Origin of the sequence: Streptomyces neyagawaensis (assembly GCF_023516595.1) — a bacterium.
GTDB classification, from domain to species: Bacteria; Actinomycetota; Actinomycetes; order Streptomycetales; family Streptomycetaceae; genus Streptomyces; species Streptomyces neyagawaensis.
In genome coordinates this window covers 17,779-38,063 of record NZ_JAMGBG010000148.1, presented here as the reverse complement: position 1 = coordinate 38,063, position 20,285 = coordinate 17,779, and the positions used below count along the sequence as shown (strand labels likewise).

19 protein-coding genes are annotated in these 20,285 nt (G+C 68.4%); 8 read left to right on the top strand and 11 right to left on the bottom strand.

The window, feature by feature from the left end:
* Positions 1 to 16 precede the first annotated feature (16 nt).
* Both M8J73_RS38620 and M8J73_RS38615 read right to left on the bottom strand, forming a co-directional pair.
* Entirely contained in the window at positions 17 to 832 is an 816-nt protein-coding gene (locus M8J73_RS38620) for a cell wall protein (RefSeq protein ID WP_249829681.1), read from the bottom strand.
* Between the two features lie 230 nt (positions 833 to 1,062).
* Entirely contained in the window at positions 1,063 to 2,250 is a 1,188-nt protein-coding gene (locus M8J73_RS38615; protein WP_283947419.1) for an ROK family transcriptional regulator, read from the bottom strand.
* On the opposite strand from M8J73_RS38615, the gene M8J73_RS38610 reads away from it, so the two are divergent.
* Together M8J73_RS38610 and M8J73_RS38605 are read left to right on the top strand one after the other, a co-directional pair.
* Positions 2,249 to 3,394, top strand: a complete 1,146-nt coding sequence (locus tag M8J73_RS38610) for a Gfo/Idh/MocA family oxidoreductase (RefSeq protein ID WP_249829673.1) — start codon at positions 2,249 to 2,251, stop codon at positions 3,392 to 3,394. The two genes, M8J73_RS38615 and M8J73_RS38610, sit on opposite strands and share 2 nt — an antisense overlap.
* Positions 3,391 to 3,891 carry a heme-degrading domain-containing protein gene (locus M8J73_RS38605; RefSeq protein ID WP_249829672.1) on the top strand — a complete coding sequence of 167 codons (501 nt, stop codon included), beginning with the start codon at positions 3,391 to 3,393 and terminating at the stop codon, positions 3,889 to 3,891. The genes M8J73_RS38610 and M8J73_RS38605 overlap by 4 nt, the downstream gene beginning before the upstream one ends.
* Positions 3,892 to 4,006: 115 nt before the next feature.
* On the opposite strand, the gene M8J73_RS38600 is transcribed toward M8J73_RS38605, so the two are convergent.
* The 6 genes from M8J73_RS38600 to M8J73_RS38575 form a co-directional block, all read right to left on the bottom strand.
* Entirely contained in the window at positions 4,007 to 4,864 is an 858-nt protein-coding gene (locus tag M8J73_RS38600; protein ID WP_055543399.1) for a fumarylacetoacetate hydrolase family protein, read from the bottom strand.
* 153 nt (positions 4,865 to 5,017) lie between these two features.
* Positions 5,018 to 5,782, bottom strand: coding sequence for a YidC/Oxa1 family membrane protein insertase (locus tag M8J73_RS38595; protein WP_055543397.1), 765 nt, complete (start codon positions 5,780 to 5,782; stop codon positions 5,018 to 5,020).
* A 140-nt stretch (positions 5,783 to 5,922) separates the two neighbouring features.
* Positions 5,923 to 6,213 (bottom strand): DUF6412 domain-containing protein, encoded by a 291-nt coding sequence (locus M8J73_RS38590; RefSeq protein ID WP_372504089.1) that lies wholly within the window; start codon positions 6,211 to 6,213, stop codon positions 5,923 to 5,925.
* Positions 6,214 to 6,424: 211 nt separating this feature from the next.
* Positions 6,425 to 6,673: a hypothetical protein gene (locus tag M8J73_RS38585; RefSeq protein WP_055543324.1), complete on the bottom strand. Its 249-nt coding sequence runs from the start codon at positions 6,671 to 6,673 to the stop codon at positions 6,425 to 6,427.
* Positions 6,670 to 7,989: a S8 family peptidase gene (locus M8J73_RS38580; protein WP_240501808.1), complete on the bottom strand. Its 1,320-nt coding sequence runs from the start codon at positions 7,987 to 7,989 to the stop codon at positions 6,670 to 6,672. Before M8J73_RS38580 ends, M8J73_RS38585 begins: the two co-directional genes overlap by 4 nt.
* A gap of 275 nt (positions 7,990 to 8,264) precedes the next feature.
* Positions 8,265 to 9,059: a class E sortase gene (locus tag M8J73_RS38575; protein ID WP_249829671.1), complete on the bottom strand. Its 795-nt coding sequence runs from the start codon at positions 9,057 to 9,059 to the stop codon at positions 8,265 to 8,267.
* A gap of 375 nt (positions 9,060 to 9,434) precedes the next feature.
* On the opposite strand from M8J73_RS38575, the gene M8J73_RS38570 reads away from it, so the two are divergent.
* From M8J73_RS38570 to M8J73_RS38560, 3 genes are all read left to right on the top strand, one after another.
* The gene (locus M8J73_RS38570) at positions 9,435 to 10,910 is read left to right on the top strand and encodes a glycoside hydrolase (protein ID WP_249829680.1); all 1,476 of its coding nucleotides are present in this window, start codon (positions 9,435 to 9,437) and stop codon (positions 10,908 to 10,910) included.
* 174 nt (positions 10,911 to 11,084) lie between these two features.
* Positions 11,085 to 12,098 (top strand): tetratricopeptide repeat protein, encoded by a 1,014-nt coding sequence (locus M8J73_RS38565; RefSeq protein WP_055541452.1) that lies wholly within the window; start codon positions 11,085 to 11,087, stop codon positions 12,096 to 12,098.
* Between the two features lie 164 nt (positions 12,099 to 12,262).
* Positions 12,263 to 13,375 (top strand): SRA domain-containing endonuclease, encoded by a 1,113-nt coding sequence (locus M8J73_RS38560; protein ID WP_157873285.1) that lies wholly within the window; start codon positions 12,263 to 12,265, stop codon positions 13,373 to 13,375.
* Between the two features lie 16 nt (positions 13,376 to 13,391).
* Here the strand turns inward: M8J73_RS38560 and M8J73_RS38555 are convergent, their stop codons facing one another.
* Positions 13,392 to 14,237 (bottom strand): DUF6602 domain-containing protein, encoded by an 846-nt coding sequence (locus M8J73_RS38555; protein WP_157873284.1) that lies wholly within the window; start codon positions 14,235 to 14,237, stop codon positions 13,392 to 13,394.
* 149 nt (positions 14,238 to 14,386) lie between these two features.
* Here M8J73_RS38555 and M8J73_RS38550 point away from each other — a divergent pair, with 149 nt between their 5' ends.
* The gene (locus M8J73_RS38550; RefSeq protein WP_055541451.1) at positions 14,387 to 17,548 is read left to right on the top strand and encodes a DEAD/DEAH box helicase; all 3,162 of its coding nucleotides are present in this window, start codon (positions 14,387 to 14,389) and stop codon (positions 17,546 to 17,548) included.
* A 115-nt stretch (positions 17,549 to 17,663) separates the two neighbouring features.
* On the opposite strand, the gene M8J73_RS38540 is transcribed toward M8J73_RS38550, so the two are convergent.
* Together M8J73_RS38540 and M8J73_RS38535 are read right to left on the bottom strand one after the other, a co-directional pair.
* A complete protein-coding gene (locus tag M8J73_RS38540) occupies positions 17,664 to 18,182 on the bottom strand; it encodes a very short patch repair endonuclease (protein WP_274757615.1) in 519 nt (172 codons plus the stop codon).
* A gap of 93 nt (positions 18,183 to 18,275) precedes the next feature.
* Positions 18,276 to 18,914, bottom strand: a complete 639-nt coding sequence (locus tag M8J73_RS38535; RefSeq protein ID WP_055541453.1) for an ATP-binding protein — start codon at positions 18,912 to 18,914, stop codon at positions 18,276 to 18,278.
* 238 nt (positions 18,915 to 19,152) lie between these two features.
* Here M8J73_RS38535 and M8J73_RS38530 point away from each other — a divergent pair, with 238 nt between their 5' ends.
* Together M8J73_RS38530 and M8J73_RS38525 are read left to right on the top strand one after the other, a co-directional pair.
* On the top strand, positions 19,153 to 20,001 hold the full coding sequence (locus M8J73_RS38530) for a helix-turn-helix domain-containing protein (RefSeq protein WP_055541449.1): 849 nt from the start codon (positions 19,153 to 19,155) through the stop codon (positions 19,999 to 20,001).
* Positions 19,998 to 20,219, top strand: a complete 222-nt coding sequence (locus M8J73_RS38525; protein ID WP_079055115.1) for a DUF397 domain-containing protein — start codon at positions 19,998 to 20,000, stop codon at positions 20,217 to 20,219. Before M8J73_RS38530 ends, M8J73_RS38525 begins: the two co-directional genes overlap by 4 nt.
* Positions 20,220 to 20,285 lie beyond the last annotated feature (66 nt).

Sequence of the window (20,285 nt, the reverse complement as noted above, 5' to 3'; positions counted from 1 at the left end):
AGACCGTCGCGCCCGTTCATCGCCGACGTCTGCGCACCCCTGTCGCCAGTACCCCTCCGACGGCGAGGGCCAACACCCCGACGGCGTACGGCAGCAGGACGTGTCCGGCGCCGCTCGCGGCCAGCTCCCCGGGGTACGGTCCCGCGTCCGGCGCCGGGTCGGGTTCCGCGCTCACCCGGTCACCGGGGGGCCGCTCGCTCTTCCCCGCCGACGGTGTCGGGCTCCCGTCGCGCCGCCCGTCCGCGTCCCGGTCCCGCTCCTCGCTCTCTCCTTCGTGCTCGTCCTCTTCCTCGTCGGTGATCCGGAAGCGGTAGTCGTCGGACTCCCCCACCCATTCGCTGTCGTCGCCGCGCCGCTGGACGACGGCCGCGTTGGCCACGACGTCGTTGGGCACGGCCGCGTCGGAGGTGACGGAGAGCCGGACCTTGACGGTGAGGGTGCCGCCGGCGGGCACGGTGAAACCGTCGCCGTCCTCGTCGAGCACGCCGACCAACTCGTCCGAGTCGGTCTCCTCGAAGACGACCGGCCGGGAGGTAGTGCCCTTCGCGTCCTCGAAGTACTCCAGCTGCGGCTGCGATCGCTTCAGGGCCCGCCCGTCGTCGACCAGCACGATCACCGGGTGGACGTCCGCGCAGGTCCGGTCGGTGGTGTTGGTGAGCTCCACCGCCCAGGTCCGGAAGCCACCGCCGGCGACATAGGTGGCCGGTCCCCCGTCGATACGGGTCAGGATCGGGAACTCCTCGCTGTCGGCCCCCGCGCAGCCGACGGCCTCGCCCACCGCCGCGACCGCCACTCCCGGACCACCGCCGAGGCCGGCTCCGACGGCGAACACCAGGGTCAAACAAGTACACAGTCGCATGAACACATGACCATGCCAGCGCCGCCGGGACGGGCGGGGAGCCACGCCCGGGACCGCCGGGGAGACGGCGGAAGTCCCCTCGATCAGCGGAGGGAGGGGCAGGAGGGGCACCGGAGGGGCGCCGCCCCTCGGGACCGCTCGGGGGCGCGGGGCTGTGACCCGTGCGGCTCCGCCGCGGGCGGTCCGAGCGACGCCCGGCGGGCCTACCCGTCGGCGCGGCCGAACAGCGGGGCCAGCAGCAGTTGGGCCGCCCCCTCCGCGACGCCCAGCGACCCGCCGGAGGCGACCCGTACCGGCACGTACGGCTCCTCTCCCTGGAGCCGGGCCCACTCGTCGAGCATGGCCCCCACTCCCCGGACGAACACGTCGGGCTGTTCCTCGACCGTGCGTCCCCCGAGCAGCACCAGCTCGATGTCCAGCAGCCCGACGAGGTTCGCGGCCCCGGCCCCCAGGACGCGCGCGGCCTCGTCCACGTCCCCCCGCGCGACGGCCGCGAGGCACAGCGCCTCGATGCACCCGCGGTTGCCGCAGCCGCACAGGGGCCCGTCCAGCTGGATGACCTGGTGCCCGAACTCCCCGGCACGGGTTCGCGCGCCCCGGTGGACGGCCCCGCCGAACACGAGCCCGGCGCCGAGGCCCGTACCGAGGTGGATGTACGCGAAGGAGCCGTGCGTCGCGAGGGCCACGGCCAGCCGCAGCGCCGCCGCGTTGGTGTCCTTGTCGACGACCACGGGGGTCCGCAGCCGCCGGGCGAGGGCGGCCCGCAGCGGGAACCCCTCCCACTCGGGGAACCCGGTGACCCGGTGGAGGACGCCGTGCAGATGGTCGAGGGGGCCGGGCAGGGCGACACCGACGCCGAGGAGGGGGGCGTCCCCCTCGGCGAGCAGCCCCTCCACCTCTTGTGCCGCGCTCTCGACCACGGCGTCCGCCCCGGCGCCCAGGTGCAGAGGGGCGCGCCGCTCGCCGACCACGGCGCCGGTGAGGTCGCAGACCACGGCGGTCAGCGCGTCGCGGTCCAGATGGAGCCCGACCGCGTGACCGGCGTCGGGGACGAGCCGCAGGACGGTGCGCGGCTTGCCACCGGTGGAGGCGCGGTAGCCCGCCTCCGTCACGAGCCCGTCGGTGCGGAGCCGGGCGATGATCTTGCTGACGGCCTGCGGGGTGAGCCCCGTCCGGTCGGCCAGTTCGAGGCGGCTTATCCCGGCCGCCCCCGCGGTCCGCAGCAGGTCCAGCACCAGCGCGCCGTTGTGGCTGCGCAGCGCCAGGAGGTTCACTCCCGACGCCCCCGCGGCGCGCCCGTTCCGGTTGCCGGTGCCGTTCCCATTGCCGTTCACCCTCCCATTGTCCCCCGTGCTTGCACTTTGGCAACAGCGTTGCTTAAGTGGGGGCATGACTGGCACCACGAACGGCACGGACTCCACCGGTACGGCCCCCTCCGCACCGGACGCGCCCGGTGCGGCCCCCGCCGCTCCCCTGCGCGTGGCCCTGGTCGGCTACGGCCTCGCCGGCTCCGTCTTCCACGCCCCGCTGATCGCCGCGACGCGGGGCCTCGCCCTCGACACGGTCGTCACCTCGAGCCCGGAGCGGCAGGCGCAGGCCCGCGCCGAGTTCCCGGACGTACGACTCGCGGCCACCGCGGACGAGGTGTGGGACCGGGCGGACGAACTGGACCTGGTCGTCATCGCCTCCCCGAACAAGACGCACGTCCCGCTGGCGACCGCCGCGCTGGAGGCGGGTCTCGCGGTCGTCGTCGACAAGCCGATCGCGGGGACGGCGGCCGAGGCGCGTGAACTGGCCGCCCTGGCCGACGCCCGCGGCCTGCTCCTGTCGGTCTTCCAGAACCGCCGCTGGGACAACGACTTCCTGACCCTCCGCAAGCTCCTCGCCGACGGCGAGCTGGGCGAGGTCCGCCGCTTCGAGTCCCGCTTCGAACGCTGGCGGCCCCAGCTCAAGGGCGGCTGGCGCGAGTCCGGCGACCCCGCAGAGATCGGAGGTCTCCTCTACGACCTGGGGAGCCATCTCGTCGACCAGGCCCTCACCCTGTTCGGCCCCGCCACCCTCGTCTACGCCGAGTCCGATCTGCGCCGCCCCGGCGCCGAGGCGGACGACGACACGTTCATCGCGGTCACCCACGCGAGCGGCGTCCGCTCCCACTTCTACGCCTCCGCCGTCACCCCCCAGCTCGGCCCCCGCTTCCGGGTGCTGGGCTCCGAGGCCGGCTATGTGAAGTACGGCCTCGACCCGCAGGAGGCCGACCTCCGCGACGGCGCGCGTCCCGCGCCGGGCGCCCCCTGGGGCGTGGAGCCCGAGGACCTGTGGGGTCGTATCGGCGCCGGCGAGTCCCCCGCCACCGGCGGCGGCGGCCCCGTCCCCACGGTCCCCGGCGACTACCCCGCCTATTACGCGGCCGTGGCCGCCGCCCTGCGCGGCACCGGCGAGAACCCGGTCACGGCGTACGAGGCGGCCGCCGCGCTGGAGGTCCTGGAGGCGGCGCGGAAGTCGGCGGCCGAGGGAGTGGCGGTGAGGCTCGCATGACGAACACCCCGAGCAGCGAGACGCCGGGCATCGAGGAACTGGAGGCGCAGGAACGCCGCCTGGTCCTGCCCCGCTTCGGCTTCGACGACGCGTGGGCGCTGGGCTCCCTGCTGGTGGAGATGGCCCGTGAGCGGGAGACTCCCGTCGCCATCGACATCCGCCGCGGCCCGCAGCAGCTGTTCCACGCCGCGCTCCCCGGCTCGACCCCGGACAACGACGCCTGGATCGACCGCAAACGCCGCGTGGTGGAACGCTACGGCGCCTCCTCCTACCTCGTCGGCGCCCGCTTCCGCGCCAAGGGCACGACGTTCGAGGCGTCGTCCCGCCTGGACCCCGACCGCTACGCGGCCCACGGCGGCTCCTTCCCCCTGGCGGTCGAGGGCACGGGCGTCATCGGCACGGTGACGGTGTCGGGCCTGCCCCAACTGGAGGACCACGCGATGGTGGTGGAGGCACTGGAGCGCTTCAAGCTGGAGCGCTCCGAGGGCGACGCGTAACCCCCGCAACCCCTCAGGGGCGCGGGGAACTGCGCGACCGGCCACGACGAACCCGCGGCCGCCGACCAACCCCAGCACCCCCGCCCCTCAGGCGCCCGGCGCCCCGCGGCTCGCGTTACGCCTGCCCGAACTCCTGCCGCTGCCGCCCGAGCCCCTCGATCTCCAGCTCCACCACATCCCCGGCCTTCAGGAACGGCTTGGGATCGGGCTCCCCCAGGGCCACCCCCGCGGGCGTCCCCGTGTTGATGACGTCCCCGGGGTAGAGCGTCATGAACTGGCTGACGTACCGCACGACCTCACTCACCGAGAAGATCTGCTCGGCGGTCGTGCCGTCCTGCTTCAGCTCCCCGTTGACCCACAGCCGGAGCCCCAGCTTCTGCGGCTCGGGTACCTCGTCCGCCGTGACTAGCCACGGCCCCAGGGGATTGAACGTCTCGCAGTTCTTGCCCTTGTCCCAGGTCCCGCCGCGCTCCAGCTGGAACTCCCGCTCGGACACGTCGTGGGAGACGGCGTACCCGGCGACATGCGTGAGCGCGTCCTCGCGGGACTCGACGTAGCGCGCCGTACGGCCGATGACGACCGCGAGCTCGACCTCCCAGTCCGTCTTGCCCGACCCGCGTGGGACGAGCACCGTGTCGTACGGGCCGACGACGGTGTCCGCGGCCTTGAAGAAGATCACCGGCTCGGCGGGCGGCTCGGCCCCCGTCTCGCGGGCGTGGTCGTGGTAGTTGAGCCCGATGCAGACGATCTTGCCGATCCGGGCGAGTGGCGGCCCGACCCGCAGTCCGGTCGCGTCCAGCTCCGGCAGGTCTCCCGCCTCGGCGGCCTCCCGGATCCGGCCGAGCGCCGCCTCGTCCGCGAGCAGCTCGCCGTCGATGTCCGGCACGACCGCCGAGAGGTCCCGCAGGACACCCTCGGCATCGAGCAGCGCGGGCCGCTCCGCGCCTGGCGTACCGACTCGCAGCAGCTTCATGATCACCATCTCCCTCGAACGCCGACCGCCCGACCGATGGGTGCAGCCATCGGAGGACTGGTCGATCGTCCAAGGTCACCATTCACTCCGCAAGACCCGGTTCACGGACTGGACCACTACCCGCTGGTAGCCCCCGTACCGGGGACGGTCCCGCTACGCGGCGGCGGGCGTCGGGGCGGCCGCGGGGGTCACGGGGTAGAGCGCCGCCCGCTCGATCGCGCTCCACGTCGTGCTGGTCACCACGTACAGCGCGGCCGCCAGCGGGACCACCGCCACGGTGAGGAGGGTGAAGAACGACATGAACGGCATGATCTTGCTGACGGCTCCCATGCTCGTCGCCAGCCCGGGCACCGGGTCGTCCCCGGCGGCCGGCATCCCGGCCGTCCCCGCCGCCATCATCCGCTTCGTGCGACGGAAGTTGAAGGCCGCGACCCCGGTGACGATCAGGAACAGCCCCACGTAGACCAGGCCCTGCGGCCCGAGGAGGCCGCCCGCGCCCAGCGCGTCGGCGAAGCGGTCGCCGAGCGGTGCCGCGAACAGCCGGTGGGTGAGGAGTTCATTGGCCTCGCCGCCGATCTCCTTGTTGGAGAACAGGTGGTAGAGCAGGAAGAACGCGGGGAGCTGGCAGAGGCTGGGCAGGCATCCGGACAGCGGTGACACCTTCTCCGCGGCGTGCAGTTCCAGCACGGCCTTCTGCAACTTCTCCGGGTTCTTCGCGTGCTTCTTCCGCAGCTCAGCGATCTTCGGCTGCAACGCCACCCGGGCCCGCTGCCCGCGTGCCGCCGCCCGGGACAGGGGGTGCACGAGCAGCCGTACGAGCGCGGTGAACAGGACGATCGCGGCGGCCGTGGCGGAGGCGTGGAACAGCGGGTCGAGCAGATCGGCGAGACGCGCGACAAGGTCGGCGAAAACGGACATGGGTGGGAGCCCTCCAGGGGTCTCGTCGTGCCAGGAGTGGTCCGGAACAGCCCGGTGACCGGGGCGTCCGATGACGGGGAACTCGACGCGACGGCCCGCGTGAGGGGCACGGGGGTGGTACGAGGAGGTGGTGGTGTGCCCTACGCGGTGACCGTCAGGAGGGCACGTCCGGGCGCCCGGGGTCGCGTACGACCGCGGGCGTCGGGGTCACGTTGGGCGAGGAACGCCGTACGGCGCTCCCGGTCCCTGATCGCCGTCCTTACGCGCGTACGCGGGACGACGGGGGCACAGCGCGACGCGATGACCGCGCAGGCGGCGAAGGCCGACCCGGCCGCGGCGGTGGCCGCGAAGGCCACGGCGGCGGAGAGGGAGCCGGCGTCCAGCACGGACAGCTCGAAGAGCACGAGGAGCACGACGGCGAGGGGACGCAGCGAGGCCAAGACGCGGAACACGGCTGACTCCCCCTTTCGATGCGACACGGGCTCCCTCCCGTTTATACAGGACGCCCCGGACCCCGTTGCCGGGTCCGGGGCGTGGGATCCGCTGCACCGGGCCTCGCCGGACCACACCCCGGCGTCGCCCGGCCGCACCCTGCATTCGCCGGGCCTCGCCGCGGCACTCACCGCGGCCCTCACCGCAGGCTCACTGGGCCGGGGCGTCGGGCGGGGGCAGCTGGACGGTGCGTTCGCGGTCGAGGGCCTCGACGCCGTCGACGGCCTGCAAGGCCTCGATCCGGTTCTCCGGGACGGTTCCGGAGAGCGTGCCGACGACGGGCTGTTCGCCCGTGACGGTCAGCCCGGCGCGCCGCAGGGCGTCGACGACCTCCGCGAACCGGTCGGGGTCGACCGCGAGGACGACCCCGACCGGCGCCGAAGCGGCGGACTCGCTCACGGGGCCTGCAGCAGACCGTGGCCGACGTCCCGGACGGGCTGCGCCAGCGGGAACGCGCCCGCCTTGAGGCGGGCCACGAGGTCGGCCGCGGACACATTGGGGTGCGCCTCACTGAGCAGGGCGAGGACGCCCGCGACATGCGGCGTGGCCATGCTCGTACCGCTCAGGTTCTGGTAGCCGCCACCGGGCGCCGCCGAGCGTACGTCCCTGCCGGGCGCGGCGAGGTTGATCTCGCCGCCCTGGCCGTTGATGCCGCCGTTGGAGAAGAACGACGGGGTGAGCGCCCGGTCCAGGGAGGCCACCGCGAGGATGGAGGGACAGTTGGCGGGGCGGCCGACGGGTTCGATGACCGGGGGCCGGTTGCTCTCGTTGCCGGCCGCGGCGACGATCACCGTCCCGCGCTCCAGGGCGCGCCGGGCGAGGATCTCGTACGTCTGCGGGAACAGCTCGCCAGGCCGGACCGGGGCGCCCAGCGACATGGAGATCACCCGGGCGCCGCGGGAGATGGCCCAGGCGATGCCCGCGAGGATCTGGCCGTCCGCGCCACTGCCCCGGTTGCTGAGAACCTTGCCGGCGAGGATCCGTGCGTCGCAGGCGACGCCGTAGCGAGGGCCCTGATGGGGCTTGGCCGGCCCGGCGACGGTGCCGATGCAGTGGGTGCCGTGGCCGTTTCCGTCCTCGACCGACTCGCCGAGCACGAACGACATGGTCTCCTCGATGCAGCCGGCCAGGTCCGGGTGGTCGGTGTCCACACCGGTGTCGAGGACGGCGACCTTCACTCCGCGACCGGTCAGGTGGGACAGGTTGGCCCGGATGGCCTGGAGGCCCCAGGTGAAGGTCTGCTCGTCCACGGCCGGGCCCTGGGCGGCGGCGATCTCGGCCCGCGTGTGGCGGTCGACGACCTCCTCGTCGCTGCGGTAGGCCGGGAAGAACTCGGTCGGCGCCTGCGTCGGGGCGGTGATCGGCATGGCGTACACCATGCGCTCGGGCTCGGCGGCGATGACCGCCGGGTCGGCCTCGGCCGCGGTGACCAGCGCGTGGCGCTGTTCGGGCCGCACCTCGACGACGGCGGCCGCGAGCTCCTCGAAGTGGACGGAGACGTCGGGGCGCTCCAGCAGTTCGGAGACGTTGCCCACGTCGCCTCCGCGGACGCGTTCGACGGAGGCGATCTCGGCGGAGGAACGCAGCGCGTTCAGTCCGCTCTCCTGGTTGCCCGGGTCGAGCAGGACGACATACCTACCGGTGTACTCCGCGCCCTGGGGAGCGCCGGAACCGTTCATGCGCTGGGGCTGCCCGTTGTGACCACGTCTGTCCATGGGGCTGTTCGCCATTGAATTTCCCGCTTTCTGTGCACTGCCCCCGAGGGATCGTGGACGCGCGTCGGTTCACGGAGCGCTGGCATGCCGACATGGCGCAGGGTCGTGTGGGCGCGGCCGGGCCGCACGTCGACGCGCGGCGCCCTCGCCTGGGGCAGAGCGGTCCCGTGACGGACCGCCGCCTCCGCGTGGCGCCTCGAACACCGTCGCACCGGGTGCGGAGGTCGGCAACACAGCACGGCCGGGCGGGGCAGTGACCGCGGCCGCTCCGGCTCTCACCTGAGTCGGACGGACCGGAGCTTGCCCCAGACCACGAGCCGGTACGTGGAGGTGTACGCCGGCGTGCAGGTGGTGAGCGTGAGGTAGTGGCCGGGCCTGTCGTACCCGTACGCCGGCAGCACCCCGCTGCGCGGCACGGGGCGCAGGACGCCGCCGTCGCCGGGCGTGGTGCGGGGGAGCGTCCGGTCGACGACGTACGTGTGGACGGCGTCGCGGGTCTCGATCCGTATCTCGTCGCCGCGGTCCAGACGGTCGAGGTACCGGAAGGGCTCGCCATGGGTGTTGCGGTGCCCGGCGAGCGCGACGTTCCCCGGCTGCCCAGGCTGCGCGGTCCGCGGGTAATGGCCGACGTACCCGCGGTCGAGGACGTCCGCCCGCCCGATCCCCTCGGCGACGGGGACGCGGAGGCCGAGGCGGGGGATGGCGAGGACGGCGTAGACCTGGGCGGGGCGGGGCCGGGCGGAGTCCGGGGCGCCCGTGGGAGCGGAGGGCGCGGAAGGGGCGGAGGGGGCGGAGGGGCGTACGGGTGCCGTGTCGAGCCCCGGCGCCGTGGTGCCGGCGAGCGGCGCCGACCCGTCACCGTGCCCGGCGGCCCACTCCCTCTCCAGGGCCTCGACCTGGCGCCGCGCGCCGTCCTGGGCCTGCCGGTTGGTCCACCAGAGCTGGTGGACGACGAAGAGGAGGAGGACCAGGCCGAGGGTGACGGCGAGTTCGGCGGCGGTCCAGAGCGCGCGGGCGTACGCGGTCCGTCGGCGCCGGCCGCGGTGGTGGACGACCCGGGGTGTCCTCACGGCCGGAACGATAGGACGGCTCGCGGGAAGTGACCAGGGCGCCACCGCGCGAAGAGAACGGGCCCGAACCGACCCGCGCCCTCCCCCTCCAGCCAGGCGGGCCCTCTCCGGGCAACCAGATGATCACGGACGGCAAGCCTTTTTTCCGCCCTTCTCACAACCGTTGAGGGAAATCGGAGAAAGCGCTGTCAGACCTCTCGACAACCTCATGGTTCACCCCTGACTCTTCCGATGGCCCTCCTGCGTCTCTCCACCTCCCCCGGGGTCTCCCCACCCCGGCACCCCCGACCCGGAGTTGACATGACCGCTTCCACACCGCCACCGCAGAACCCCAGGAACATCCACCGCCCCGAACCACGCGCCTCCGCCTCCCCGGTGCTGGGCCGCAGAGCCCTGCTGGCCGCGGCCGGCGGCGCGGTCGCGGGCACCGCCCTCGCCACCGGCACCGCCCACGCGGACGCGACCATCGCGATCAACCCGGCCACGAGGTACGGCACCTGGGAGGGGTGGGGCACCTCGCTCGCCTGGTGGGCGAACGTGTTCGGCGCGCGGGACGACTTCGCCGACCTGTGGTTCACGACGAAGACGACGACGTACAACGGCACGGCGCTGCCGGGCCTCGGCATGAACATCGCCCGCTACAACCTGGGCGCGTGCAGCTCGAACTCGGTGAACGGCGAGTCGATGGTCGTGTCGCCGAACATCCCTGCGTTCAAGCAGATCGAGGGCTACTGGCAGGACTGGAACAACGAGGACCCGGCGTCCTCGGCGTGGGACTGGACGGCGGACGCGAACCAACGGGCGGCGCTCACCAAGGCGGTGGCCCGCGGCGCGACCACCGAGCTGTTCGCGAACTCGCCGATGTGGTGGATGTGCAGCAACCACAACCCGTCGGGCGCGTCGGGCGGCGGCAACAACCTCCAGACGTGGAACTACCGCCAGCACGCCTCCCATCTGGCGGCGGTGGCCCTGCGCGCGAAGAACAACTGGGGCGTGAACTTCGCGACGGTCGACCCCTTCAACGAGCCGGCGTCGACATGGTGGACGGCCACCGGCACCCAGGAGGGCTGCCACATGGACCCGGCCGTCCAGGCCGCCGTACTCCCCTACATGCGCAGCGAGTTGGACAAGCGGGGCCTGCAGTCGGTCCGTATCTCCGCGTCCGACGAGACGAACTACGACACGGCCCGCTCGACCTGGAACTCCTTCAACGCCACGACGAAGGGCCTGGTCAGCCAGGTGAACGTGCACGGCTACCAGGGCGCGAACGGCCGCCGCGACCTCCTCTACACGGACGTCGTGACGACCGCGGGCAAGAAGCTCTGGAACTCGGAGACGGGCGACAGCGACGGCACGGGCTGGGCCCTCGCCCGCAACCTCTGTTACGACTTCCGCTGGCTGCACCCGACGGCCTGGGTCTACTGGCAGGTGATGGACCCGACGGCGGGCTGGGGCATGATCAAGTACGACGCGAACACGCTCCAGCCGGGCGCGATCGAGACGAAGTACTACGTGATGGCGCAGTTCAGCCGCCACATCCGCCCGGGGATGACGATCCTGGACGCGGGCTCCAGCTACACGGCGGCGGCGTACGACGCGGCGGCCCGCCGCCTGGTGATCGTCGCGATCAACACCGCCACGTCCGCCCAGACCCTCACGTTCGACCTCTCCCGCTTCACGACGGTCACGGGCGGCACGAACGGCGCGGTCCCCCGCTGGAACACCCACACCTCGGGCGGCACGGACCGCTACCGCGCCTACTCCGACACCCGCCTGAACGGCAAGTCGGTGGCGGTCCCGTTCGCGGCAGGAGCGGTACAGACGCTGCAGATCGACGGGGTGACGATCTAGGGGAGCGGGGTGGTACGAGCCGGAGCGCGGTGGTGCGGCCCGGAGCGGGAGCGGCGAGAGCCGCACCCGCCTGGACGGCGAAAGCCACGCCCCGGCCCGCGCCCCGCCCACAACCGGCCGGAAGCCCGCGCACCACCACCCCGTGGGCCTTCCCCGGGCAGTACGGTGTCGTCCATGCGCCCCGACACGCCTGCCGAGAACGTCGACCACCCCGCCGAAGCGGCCCGCCTGGAGCGGACCGCGGACCTCTACCCGGAGGACGCGGAACACCTCCTCCTCCAGGCCGCCGCCCACCGCGAACTCGCCGGCGACCGCCCCACGGCGACCGCCCTCTACGACCGCCTGCTCGCCTCCGACGCCCCCCTGGAGAACCCCCACCTCGTACGGGCCCTGAAGGCGTCGAACCTCTGGGAGTACGGCCACGAGGCCGAGGCGAGGGCGATCATCGACGGCATCCGAGCGGCCGCTCCCCGGGACCCGGCGCCCTGGGTGATCGTGGCGGAGGCGCTGGAGGCCCACGACGAGCTGGAGGCGGCCCAGGACACGTTCACGGCGGCCGCGCTGCTCCTGCTGACGGACGTGACGGAGCCCCCGTACGCGACCCGCCCCCTCCTCTTCGGCCGCCACCGGGTGCGCCGCATGCTGGGCGCCCCGCACGACGACTGGGACGCCCTGGCGGACACCCTCCACTCGTCGTCGGTCTCCCTGGACGAGCTGCACGACCCGAAACGGGTCTGGTCCCTCGGCTCGGACAACCCGGCGGAACTCCAGGCGGAGATCTCCCGCCTGCGCGCGGAGTTGGGCACGTACAGGGAGGCCCTGTCCCGCCCGTTCCCGGTGGCGGTGCTCCACTGGCCGACCACGGAACTCTCGGAACTGGTGACGGCGTACCCGGGCCTCCTCGCGGAGTACCCGTCGCACGAGGACCACCTGGCGACCATAGAGTCCTCCCTGCGCGAACTGGCCTCGTCGGGCACCCCGAACCTGGGCATCGTGACAGGCACGGTCCCCTCCTACGAGGCCTTCGCAGCCTCAGAGGGCACGACCCCGGACGACGCGACCCTCCTCCCCCAGTACGCGACGACACTGGCGGCGCGGGGGCTGGCTGTGGCTTGGCCGCCGCAGAAGGGGTCCGTTTGTTGGTGCGGGTCGGGTGAGGCGTACGAGGGGTGCCACGGGGCACGGTAGACGGAGATCCCCACCCCCGGCCGGGCCCCAGCCAACCTCACCCGGGCCCCGGCCGGGCCACCCACAGCGCCCGCCCTCAGACGAGCCTTCTTCACTCAACTCCAGCTCGCCCATCATCGCGTCACCCCTCGTGCCACCGAATTGACGGTTGTTAGGGTCATGACATGACAACCAAGGCTAGCGCGATCCTTCCTGGAGATGTGCGCACGCGGGCAGAGATTCGGAAGATATTCGGAGGGAGCGGGCAAGGCGGAATATGCCCCTCCGTCGAAAAACAGAGCGTCAATCTCTACTCGGACCCTACTGTCGGAGAAGGTAACGGGTACTACGATGGCTGGCTTGCCGAGGAAGACGATCTGGGGCCCATCTTCGAGTACACCGGAGCAGGAAAGTCCGGCCATCAAACATTCGATGGAGTTGCCGGCTCAGGCAACCGAGCGATATTACGTCACGCCGAACAGAATCGCACCCTGAGAGTATTCACCCAGGTAGGCATGGTTCCCGGCACCGGAACCAAGACACATCAGTACATCGGGGAATTTACACTAGATTCACTGGAACCCTATGTGTGGCGCAGGGTGCACGATAAGGATAACAAAGAACGCGATGTGATCGTATTTCGCCTGCGCCCAGATGGCGAATTCGAGCGTTCACCACAGAATCTGATCCCCGCCGCAACCAAGACCACCTGGGAACTCGTCCCGTTAGAGATAGTCACCGCAGCAACCCTGCAACGCGATTCTGCCACTATCGGGGAACCGACAAGCCCACAACGTAAGAAAAGGAGAGGATCTCGACGCAAGGCCGTCGAGAACTCCGCAACCAGCGGCACGTTCGTGGTATCAGAGTCGTTCAATACGAAGATGAGTCTCCGATCGTCCATTGCGGCACACGTCGCCGTTCGCCGTGAAGCCGAGCTCACTCGCACGTACATGGCTTACCTTAGATCTCTCGGGCGCAAGACCGGCGCTTTCCAGATACGGGTCAAAGGACTCACCTCCACCCTAAAGACGGATCTATATGATGCCACGGAACACGTGCTCTACGAAGCTAAGGGGTCTAGCGCACGCGAGGAAGTACGAATGGCTCTGGGCCAGATTCTGGACTACAGCCGCTACGTGCGAACCGAAGACCATCCCGGGCCGCCAAAGCGCGTCATACTTCTCCCCGCAGCGCCTGACCTGGACATGTTCGACCTGTGTATGTCACTTGGGGTGGACATAGTCTACAGATCAGAAAACGGTAGCTTCGTCGGAAACTCAGTCCCAGCCGACTAGGCGCTTCACTTTCCCCTCACGGGCCTTCCAGCATCTTCGGTGGTCTACCCGCGGGAGTCATGCGCCATCGGCGCGAAATGGTACCGAGGCGAGTGGCTCCCGCATACGGCACGAGATCCAGCGGATTCATCCATGCATCAGAGAAGTGAATATTCAAGTGCAGCGCGAGAGCAAGAAGGATGTCCTGAGACGCATCCGTATCTATTTGGGCGAGCAGCGACCCCGGCTGAGGCGAGCGCTCAAGCATGTGGCTGTCGGGGTTCTGCCACTGAAGGTGGCCATTTCCTAGCACCCAGACACTATCGGGCCATTCAACAGGCGGCCGAGCCTGACACCACTCCATAAGATGACCGCCTATGGTCTCCAGCTTGAGACTGCTAAAAGCGACGATAATCCCAGACGTAGGGAAATAGTCGTAGACCTCCCCATAGGCTAATGTTCTCCGGGGCATGAGACCAGGCGTCACACGATAGGAACCCTTCGACATGCGTCGCAATTTACTGATCTTGTTGCACGCATCTATGAGTTGCTCTTTGTCTAGCTTGGTCTTGACTTCGACCACACCATAGACGCACTCATTAGGGAGGATTCGATACCCATTCAGAGTGGTGAAAGGCGGGGTGCCTCGATCGGCGAGAACGATGTCACACTGAGGGGAGGTCTCACCTGCTGATGTGACGATCTCGGCGTTATGCACTGTTTCCACATGGGACGGTAGATAGCTGGCGAGAAACTCACGAACTAGGGCTTCTCGGGAAGTTCCCGCTTCTCCGTTGTGGCTGAAGTTCCTTGACTGCTCAAAGTCCGCGCGCATCCGCATGGCAACAGACCTGAGGATGTTTCCTAGTTTCTCTCGAGGCATGAAATAATTTTAGTCAGACAAGCGAGGTCCTTGCAGGAAGCGTCGGCGGATCGCCTCTCCTCTCATCTAGCAATCGATCGCCCTCTGCACACTGTCAGTCTCCTCTGTTACACATGAGCACACCTGCTGAGCGTTCAAGGAGAGTGAGTGTGTCTGAGTCGGGGGATCTCGTGCAGCCTGTCACTGGCGTCTACGAGCAGCTCATCACAGTGCGCTTCGAGCAAACACTGAGGCAGTTCACGAACCTCGGATGGCATCCGGTGAGCGGCACCGTCGGGGACGAATCCGCACCCCACGTCCTGGCAAGACACGTCGCCCGGACAGTACGCCGCGTACTACAGAGCCTCCCAAGTGAGGAACGGGTGTACGCGGTGAACCACATCCTGGAGTCCATCAGCACACTCAAGGGGGCTCAGGAGTGGGTGGATTTGGTAGCAGACGGACCTCGGCAACTCCTGGCTCTGACTCGGCAGGAGGCTCCCGGCGTCTTCGCTGTCCGGCCTGGCATCCCGCTGTCTGAAACTGCGCTCATCACCAACGCGCCGGAAGACCCCAGCCTGGGCTTCGAGTTGCGCGCCGAACTGGCCACGGCGGATCGCGTCGACCTGCTGTGCGCATTCGTCAAGTGGCACGGTCTGCGCGTCATCGAGCAGTCCTTGAAAGCGGCCCGCGAACGGAACGTACCCATACGGGTCATGACAACGACGTACATCGGCGCGACGGAGCGGCGCGCACTGGATCGACTGGTGCAGGATTTCCACGCTGAGGTCAAAGTCAACTACGAGACCCGGTCGACGCGGCTCCATGCCAAGGCATGGTTGTTCCGGCGTGACAGCGGCTACGACACCGCGTACGTCGGCAGTTCCAACCTCTCCAAGGCTGCGTTGCTCGACGGCTTGGAGTGGAACGTCCGCCTGTCCTCCATCGCCACGCCGGACGTACTCCGGAAGTTTGAGGCGATGTTCGAGGCCTACTGGAGCGACCCCTCCTTCGAAATGTACGACCCGGACTCCGATGGAGCTCGGCTCCAGGAAGCATTGGCGATCGCCGGCGGAACCTCAGCTACGTCTGGTGCAGATCGCAGGATCACCCTGTCCGGGCTCGAAGTACGCCCCTATCCGCATCAGCGCGACATGCTAGAGCGGCTCGAAGTTGAGCGGGGCGTGCATGACCGCCACCGGAATCTGTTGGTCGCGGCAACGGGCACCGGCAAGACCGTGATGGCAGCGCTGGACTACAAGCAACTGCGGAGGAAGCACGGCCGCGACCTGCGCTTGTTGTTCGTCGCCCATCGCAAGGAAATCCTCCACCAGTCCTTGCGAACGTATCAAGATGTTCTAGGGGAGGCAGGCTTCGGCGAATCCCTGCACAGCGGGGAGATCCCGGAACGGTGGACACATGTCTTCGCCAGCGTGCAGGCACTCAACTCACGGGCGCTGGAAAGGCTCGCTAGCGACCACTTCGACGTGATCGTGATCGACGAGTTCCACCACGGGACATCACCGACGTACCGGAAAATTCTCGATCACTTTGAGCCGCTCGAGTTGCTCGGACTGACGGCGACTCCTGAGCGCATGGATGGCAAGAACATTCAAGATGAGTTCTTCGACGGGCGCATCGCCGCCGAGATGCGCCTGTGGGAGGCGTTGGAGAACGATCTCCTCAGCCCATTCCACTATTTCGGCATCACCGACAACACCGACCTGAGCGCTGTGAAATGGCATCGCGGAGCATACGACACGAGCGCTCTAAGCGAGGTGCTGTCTGCCAACCACGCGCGGGCCTTGCTGGTGTTGAAGGCTGTCGAAGAGAAGGTCGCAGACCCTAGTGCCATGCGCGCGCTGGGTTTCTGCGTTTCCGTTGAACACGCACACTTCATGGCTGAATCCTTCCGTGAGGCCGGCCTCAACGCCATTTCCCTGTCCGCAGGAACCCCAGCTGATCAGCGCAAGCAAGCGCTATCTGATCTCCGCTCAGGGGCCTTGCAGGTGATCTTCTCAGTCGATCTCTTCAACGAGGGCCTCGACGTCCCTGACGTCGACACCCTGCTTCTACTCCGCCCTACGTCTAGCGCGACAGTGTTCTTGCAGCAGCTCGGTCGGGGTCTCCGGCGTACCGAGAACAAGGCAGTCCTGACCGTACTGGACTTCATCGGACAGCATCGGAAGGAATTCCGCTTCGAGAAACAGTTCCACGCGTTGACCAACCTGACTCGCAAAAGACTCTTGGACAACATCGAACGCGATTTTCCGCAGCTTCCGTCCGGCTGCCAGATCCTCCTGGAGGAAAAGGCCAAGAAGACCATTATCGCCAACATTAAGGATCAGATCGGTATCAACGTCACCGTTCTGGCACGTGAGGTGGCGAACTATGCCGAGCCGAGGCTCAGCCGCTACCTCGACGAGAGTGGACGCGAGCTTAAGGAGCTCTACCGAGGAAACGGAAACTCTTGGACAGGCCTGCTTCGCCGCTCCGGCCTTCTGAAGGGCGAGGCCCCAGAAGGTGAGGCAGCACTACTCAAGCGCGTCGCCTCCTTCCTCCACGTGGACGACCCGCTCAGGGTTGCTGCGTACACGCGAATGCTGACAGACGATGCTCCTGCCTACAGCTCGCTCGATGAGCAAGGACAGGCCTACGCCCGCATGCTCTTCTTCCAGTTGTGGCCGCTGGGCGGAGTCATTCGCAAGGGCTTCCCCACCTACGATGCTGGATTCGCAACGCTGCGCGAGCAGCACGCCTTCCGTAGTGAGCTGCGTCAGGTGCTGTCGTACAACCTCGCCCACACCGAGCACGTACCGATCCCGCTGCTGGGAGCGGGCGGACTGCGTGGTGTCCCACTCACTGTGCATGCTTCGTACAGCCGGGAAGAGATCCTTCCTGCGCTGGGGCAGTCGTACATCGGCGGATTTATGCCGGCTGACTTCCGTGAGGGCGTGAAGTGGTGCGAGTCAATCAAGACAGACGCGCTCCTCATCACCTTGGAGAAAGACGAGAAGGATTTCTCACCTCAGACGCGCTATCACGATTATGCGCAGAGCGAGACCCTCTTCCACTGGGAGTCCCAGAACCAGACATCAGAGTCCTCACCCACCGGTCTGCGCTATCAGCATCATGCCGCGCAGGGAAGCAACGTCCTGCTCTTCGTCCGCCGGTACAAGAGCACCGATATCGGTGGCGCCCAACCTTGGATGCTGTTGGGTCCGGCCGAGTACGAGAAGCACACCGGCAGTAAACCGATGGCGATCACGTGGAGACTGAAGCACGAGATTCCGGCCGACGTGTGGACCTACTCGACCATCGCAACCGGATGACACCCATGAGCGAGCTCAAACAGCCAGCGAGGCTGCGCCACCAGCGCCGTCCCGCCGCCATGCGCCAAGCCGCCGTGACCGCGCCGTGCGCCTGCTTCGTGCTCGCCGGGCAGCCTCAGCGGCGCGCCCACGTGGACGCGGAGGTTGGGGCGGCGGAGTGGGGCCGTGGCCAGGCCCGCCAGTCGCGGTTCTGGCACAGCGAGGAGACGCGTGCCGCGTGGGGCGTTCTCCGCCGCGCCTCGATCACGTGCTGCGCCACCATCTGCGGGTTCTCGTGCTCCCAGAAACGAAGGACAGTCCAACCCTCAGCCTGCAGGTGTTCGGTCGTCTCCCGATCACGGGCCATGTTCTTGTCGAGTTTTGCGCGCCACCACTCTGTGTTCGACTTTGGCTGCGTCGCATGGTCTGGGCAGCCGTGCCAGAAGCAGCCGTCCAGGAAGACCGCGATCTTGGACCCGCTGAGGGCGATGTCGATGGTGCGGCGCCGCATCCCTGGAACTGGGACATTGAGGCGGTAGCGCAGCCCGGCGGCGTAGAGGAGGCGACGTACCGCGACCTCGGGGGCTGTGTCTCGGGAGACTTGGCGACTCATGCGGGCCGAGACGGCGGCTGAGGAAGGGACAACACTAGGCACATCGGTATTGTGCCTCCGCTGCAAGGACTCCGCACCGACGGGTACACAGTCAGCACGGAGAGCGACCGCGTAGCTCGACTTCGAGGACCGGCTTCACAGCTCGCTACCGGACCGCTCCGCCTCGAAGTGCATCTGGGCGCGGTCCAGGACCTCATCCCCGTCACAGCCATGCGCCCGGAGCCAGTGGAGGAAGTCCGTGATGACGTCGATCACCGCTTCCTCGGCGACGGCCGTGCTCAGTCGGCCCGCCTCGGAACCACGAGGCAGCTTGGTCGCGGCGTAGAGGTCGAGTAGCGCTTCGGCTCGCGTCACGCCCGGACTTCCGACGTGACCGGTCGGTGAGACGAGGCTCGTCGCCAGCTCGCACCAGGTCACCTTCTGGTCGTCACGGAGCTGAACGCCCCAGCGATCGGCAACGGCATCGATCAGGGCCATGCCCCGGCCGCCCTCGGCGTCGGAATCCGCAGCGATGAGAGTTGGCAGCGAACGCGTGTCGGGGTCGTGGACCTCGATGCGCAGATACGTCCCGCTCATCGAGACCGCGAGGGTGACCGGGGTGCCGTGGCCGACGTGCGTGACCACGTTGGACACGAGCTCACTCACGCACAGTTGGGCTGCGTCGGAGACCTCCTGCAACCCCCAAGCTCCCATATGAAGTCGCATGATGCGCCGCAGAGCGGCCACTTCCTCGGGTTCGGCCGTGAAGGCCAAGTCCCACGGCTTTCGCGACATGCACGCTTCCTGGATCACAGAGACCTCTCTCTCGTCGCACGTCGTCTCCCCGACCTCACACATGAGCGGAGCGTGACGTGTGCTCACGGTGAGTCGCACTGCTGGCAAGAATGACGCCATCACATCCCCATATGCAATGTGCACGGCGGGATTCCCACTTCTGAGTGATTGGCAGGCACAGCCCCTTGGCGCGAGACTGAACGCCCGTTATTCGACGGGGCGTTGACAAGGGGTTGAGATGGCCGGTTCACCTACGGCACGGCGTCGTCGTCTCTCGATCGAGCTGAAGAAGCTACGCGAGACGAACGGGTTCACCTGCGCCCAGGTCGGCGAGGCGCTGGACTGGAGCGGCTCCAAGGTCAACCGGATGGAGACGGGGAGTGGCCGGGTCCAGCCGTCCGACATCGACGCCCTGTGCCGCTTCTACGGCACGAGCGATGAGCTGCGGGAGTTCCTCAAGTCACTGGCCCGACAGGCCAAAACGCGCGGCTGGTGGCAGGTGCACGGCGCGGGTGTTCCCGAGTGGTTCAACATCTACATCGGCCTGGAGCAGGACGCCTCGACGCTCCGCCAGTACCAGTGCGAGCTGCTGCCTGGGCTCATGCAGATCGAGGCGTACGCCCGGGAACTCCACACGACGGGTGCGTACATGTCCGCCCAGGACATCGACAGGGCCGTACGCGTTCGTATGGAGCGACAGGCCATGTTGACCCGACCGGACGCCCCGGATGCCTGGTTCATCGTGAACGAAGGTGCTGTACGCAATGTCATCGGGAATCAAGCACTGATGCGGGAGCAGCTCGAACGCGTTCTGGACTCAGCCGAGTTGCCGACCGTCACTGTGCAGGTGCTTCCCTTCGACTCAGGCACATGCCCGGCCACCGGATCGTTCACCATGCTCGGTTTTCCAGCCCCGGAAGACCCGGATCTGGTGTACAGGGACGGCATCACAGATGCCGTTTACCTGGAAGGCGAGCATCATGTTCGGGAGTACACGAGGGCGTTCGACGGCTTGCGGGCCGCGGCCTTGAGTCCTCAGCGTTCCGCCCAGTTGATCAAGTCTGTTCTGAAGGAATTCGCCAGGTGAGCATTGCGGAGTCCGGCGGCGGCAACGGCCGTCCGACATGGTTCACGTCGTCGTACAGCAACGGGGCGGGGGGAGAGTGCGTCGAGTGCGCGGTATCCGACAAGCTCGTTCTCATACGTGACTCCAAGAGTTCAGAAGGTCGGTGCATGCCCGTTGCGAGCAGCGCTTGGCAACCCTTCGTGCACGCCCTGAAGCAAGGGAAGCTCGATCGTGCATGAGGTGGCAGAGCTCTCCGAGATCCGTCTCTTGTCCTGATACGCGAGCAGGAGTTCCACGACCTGACG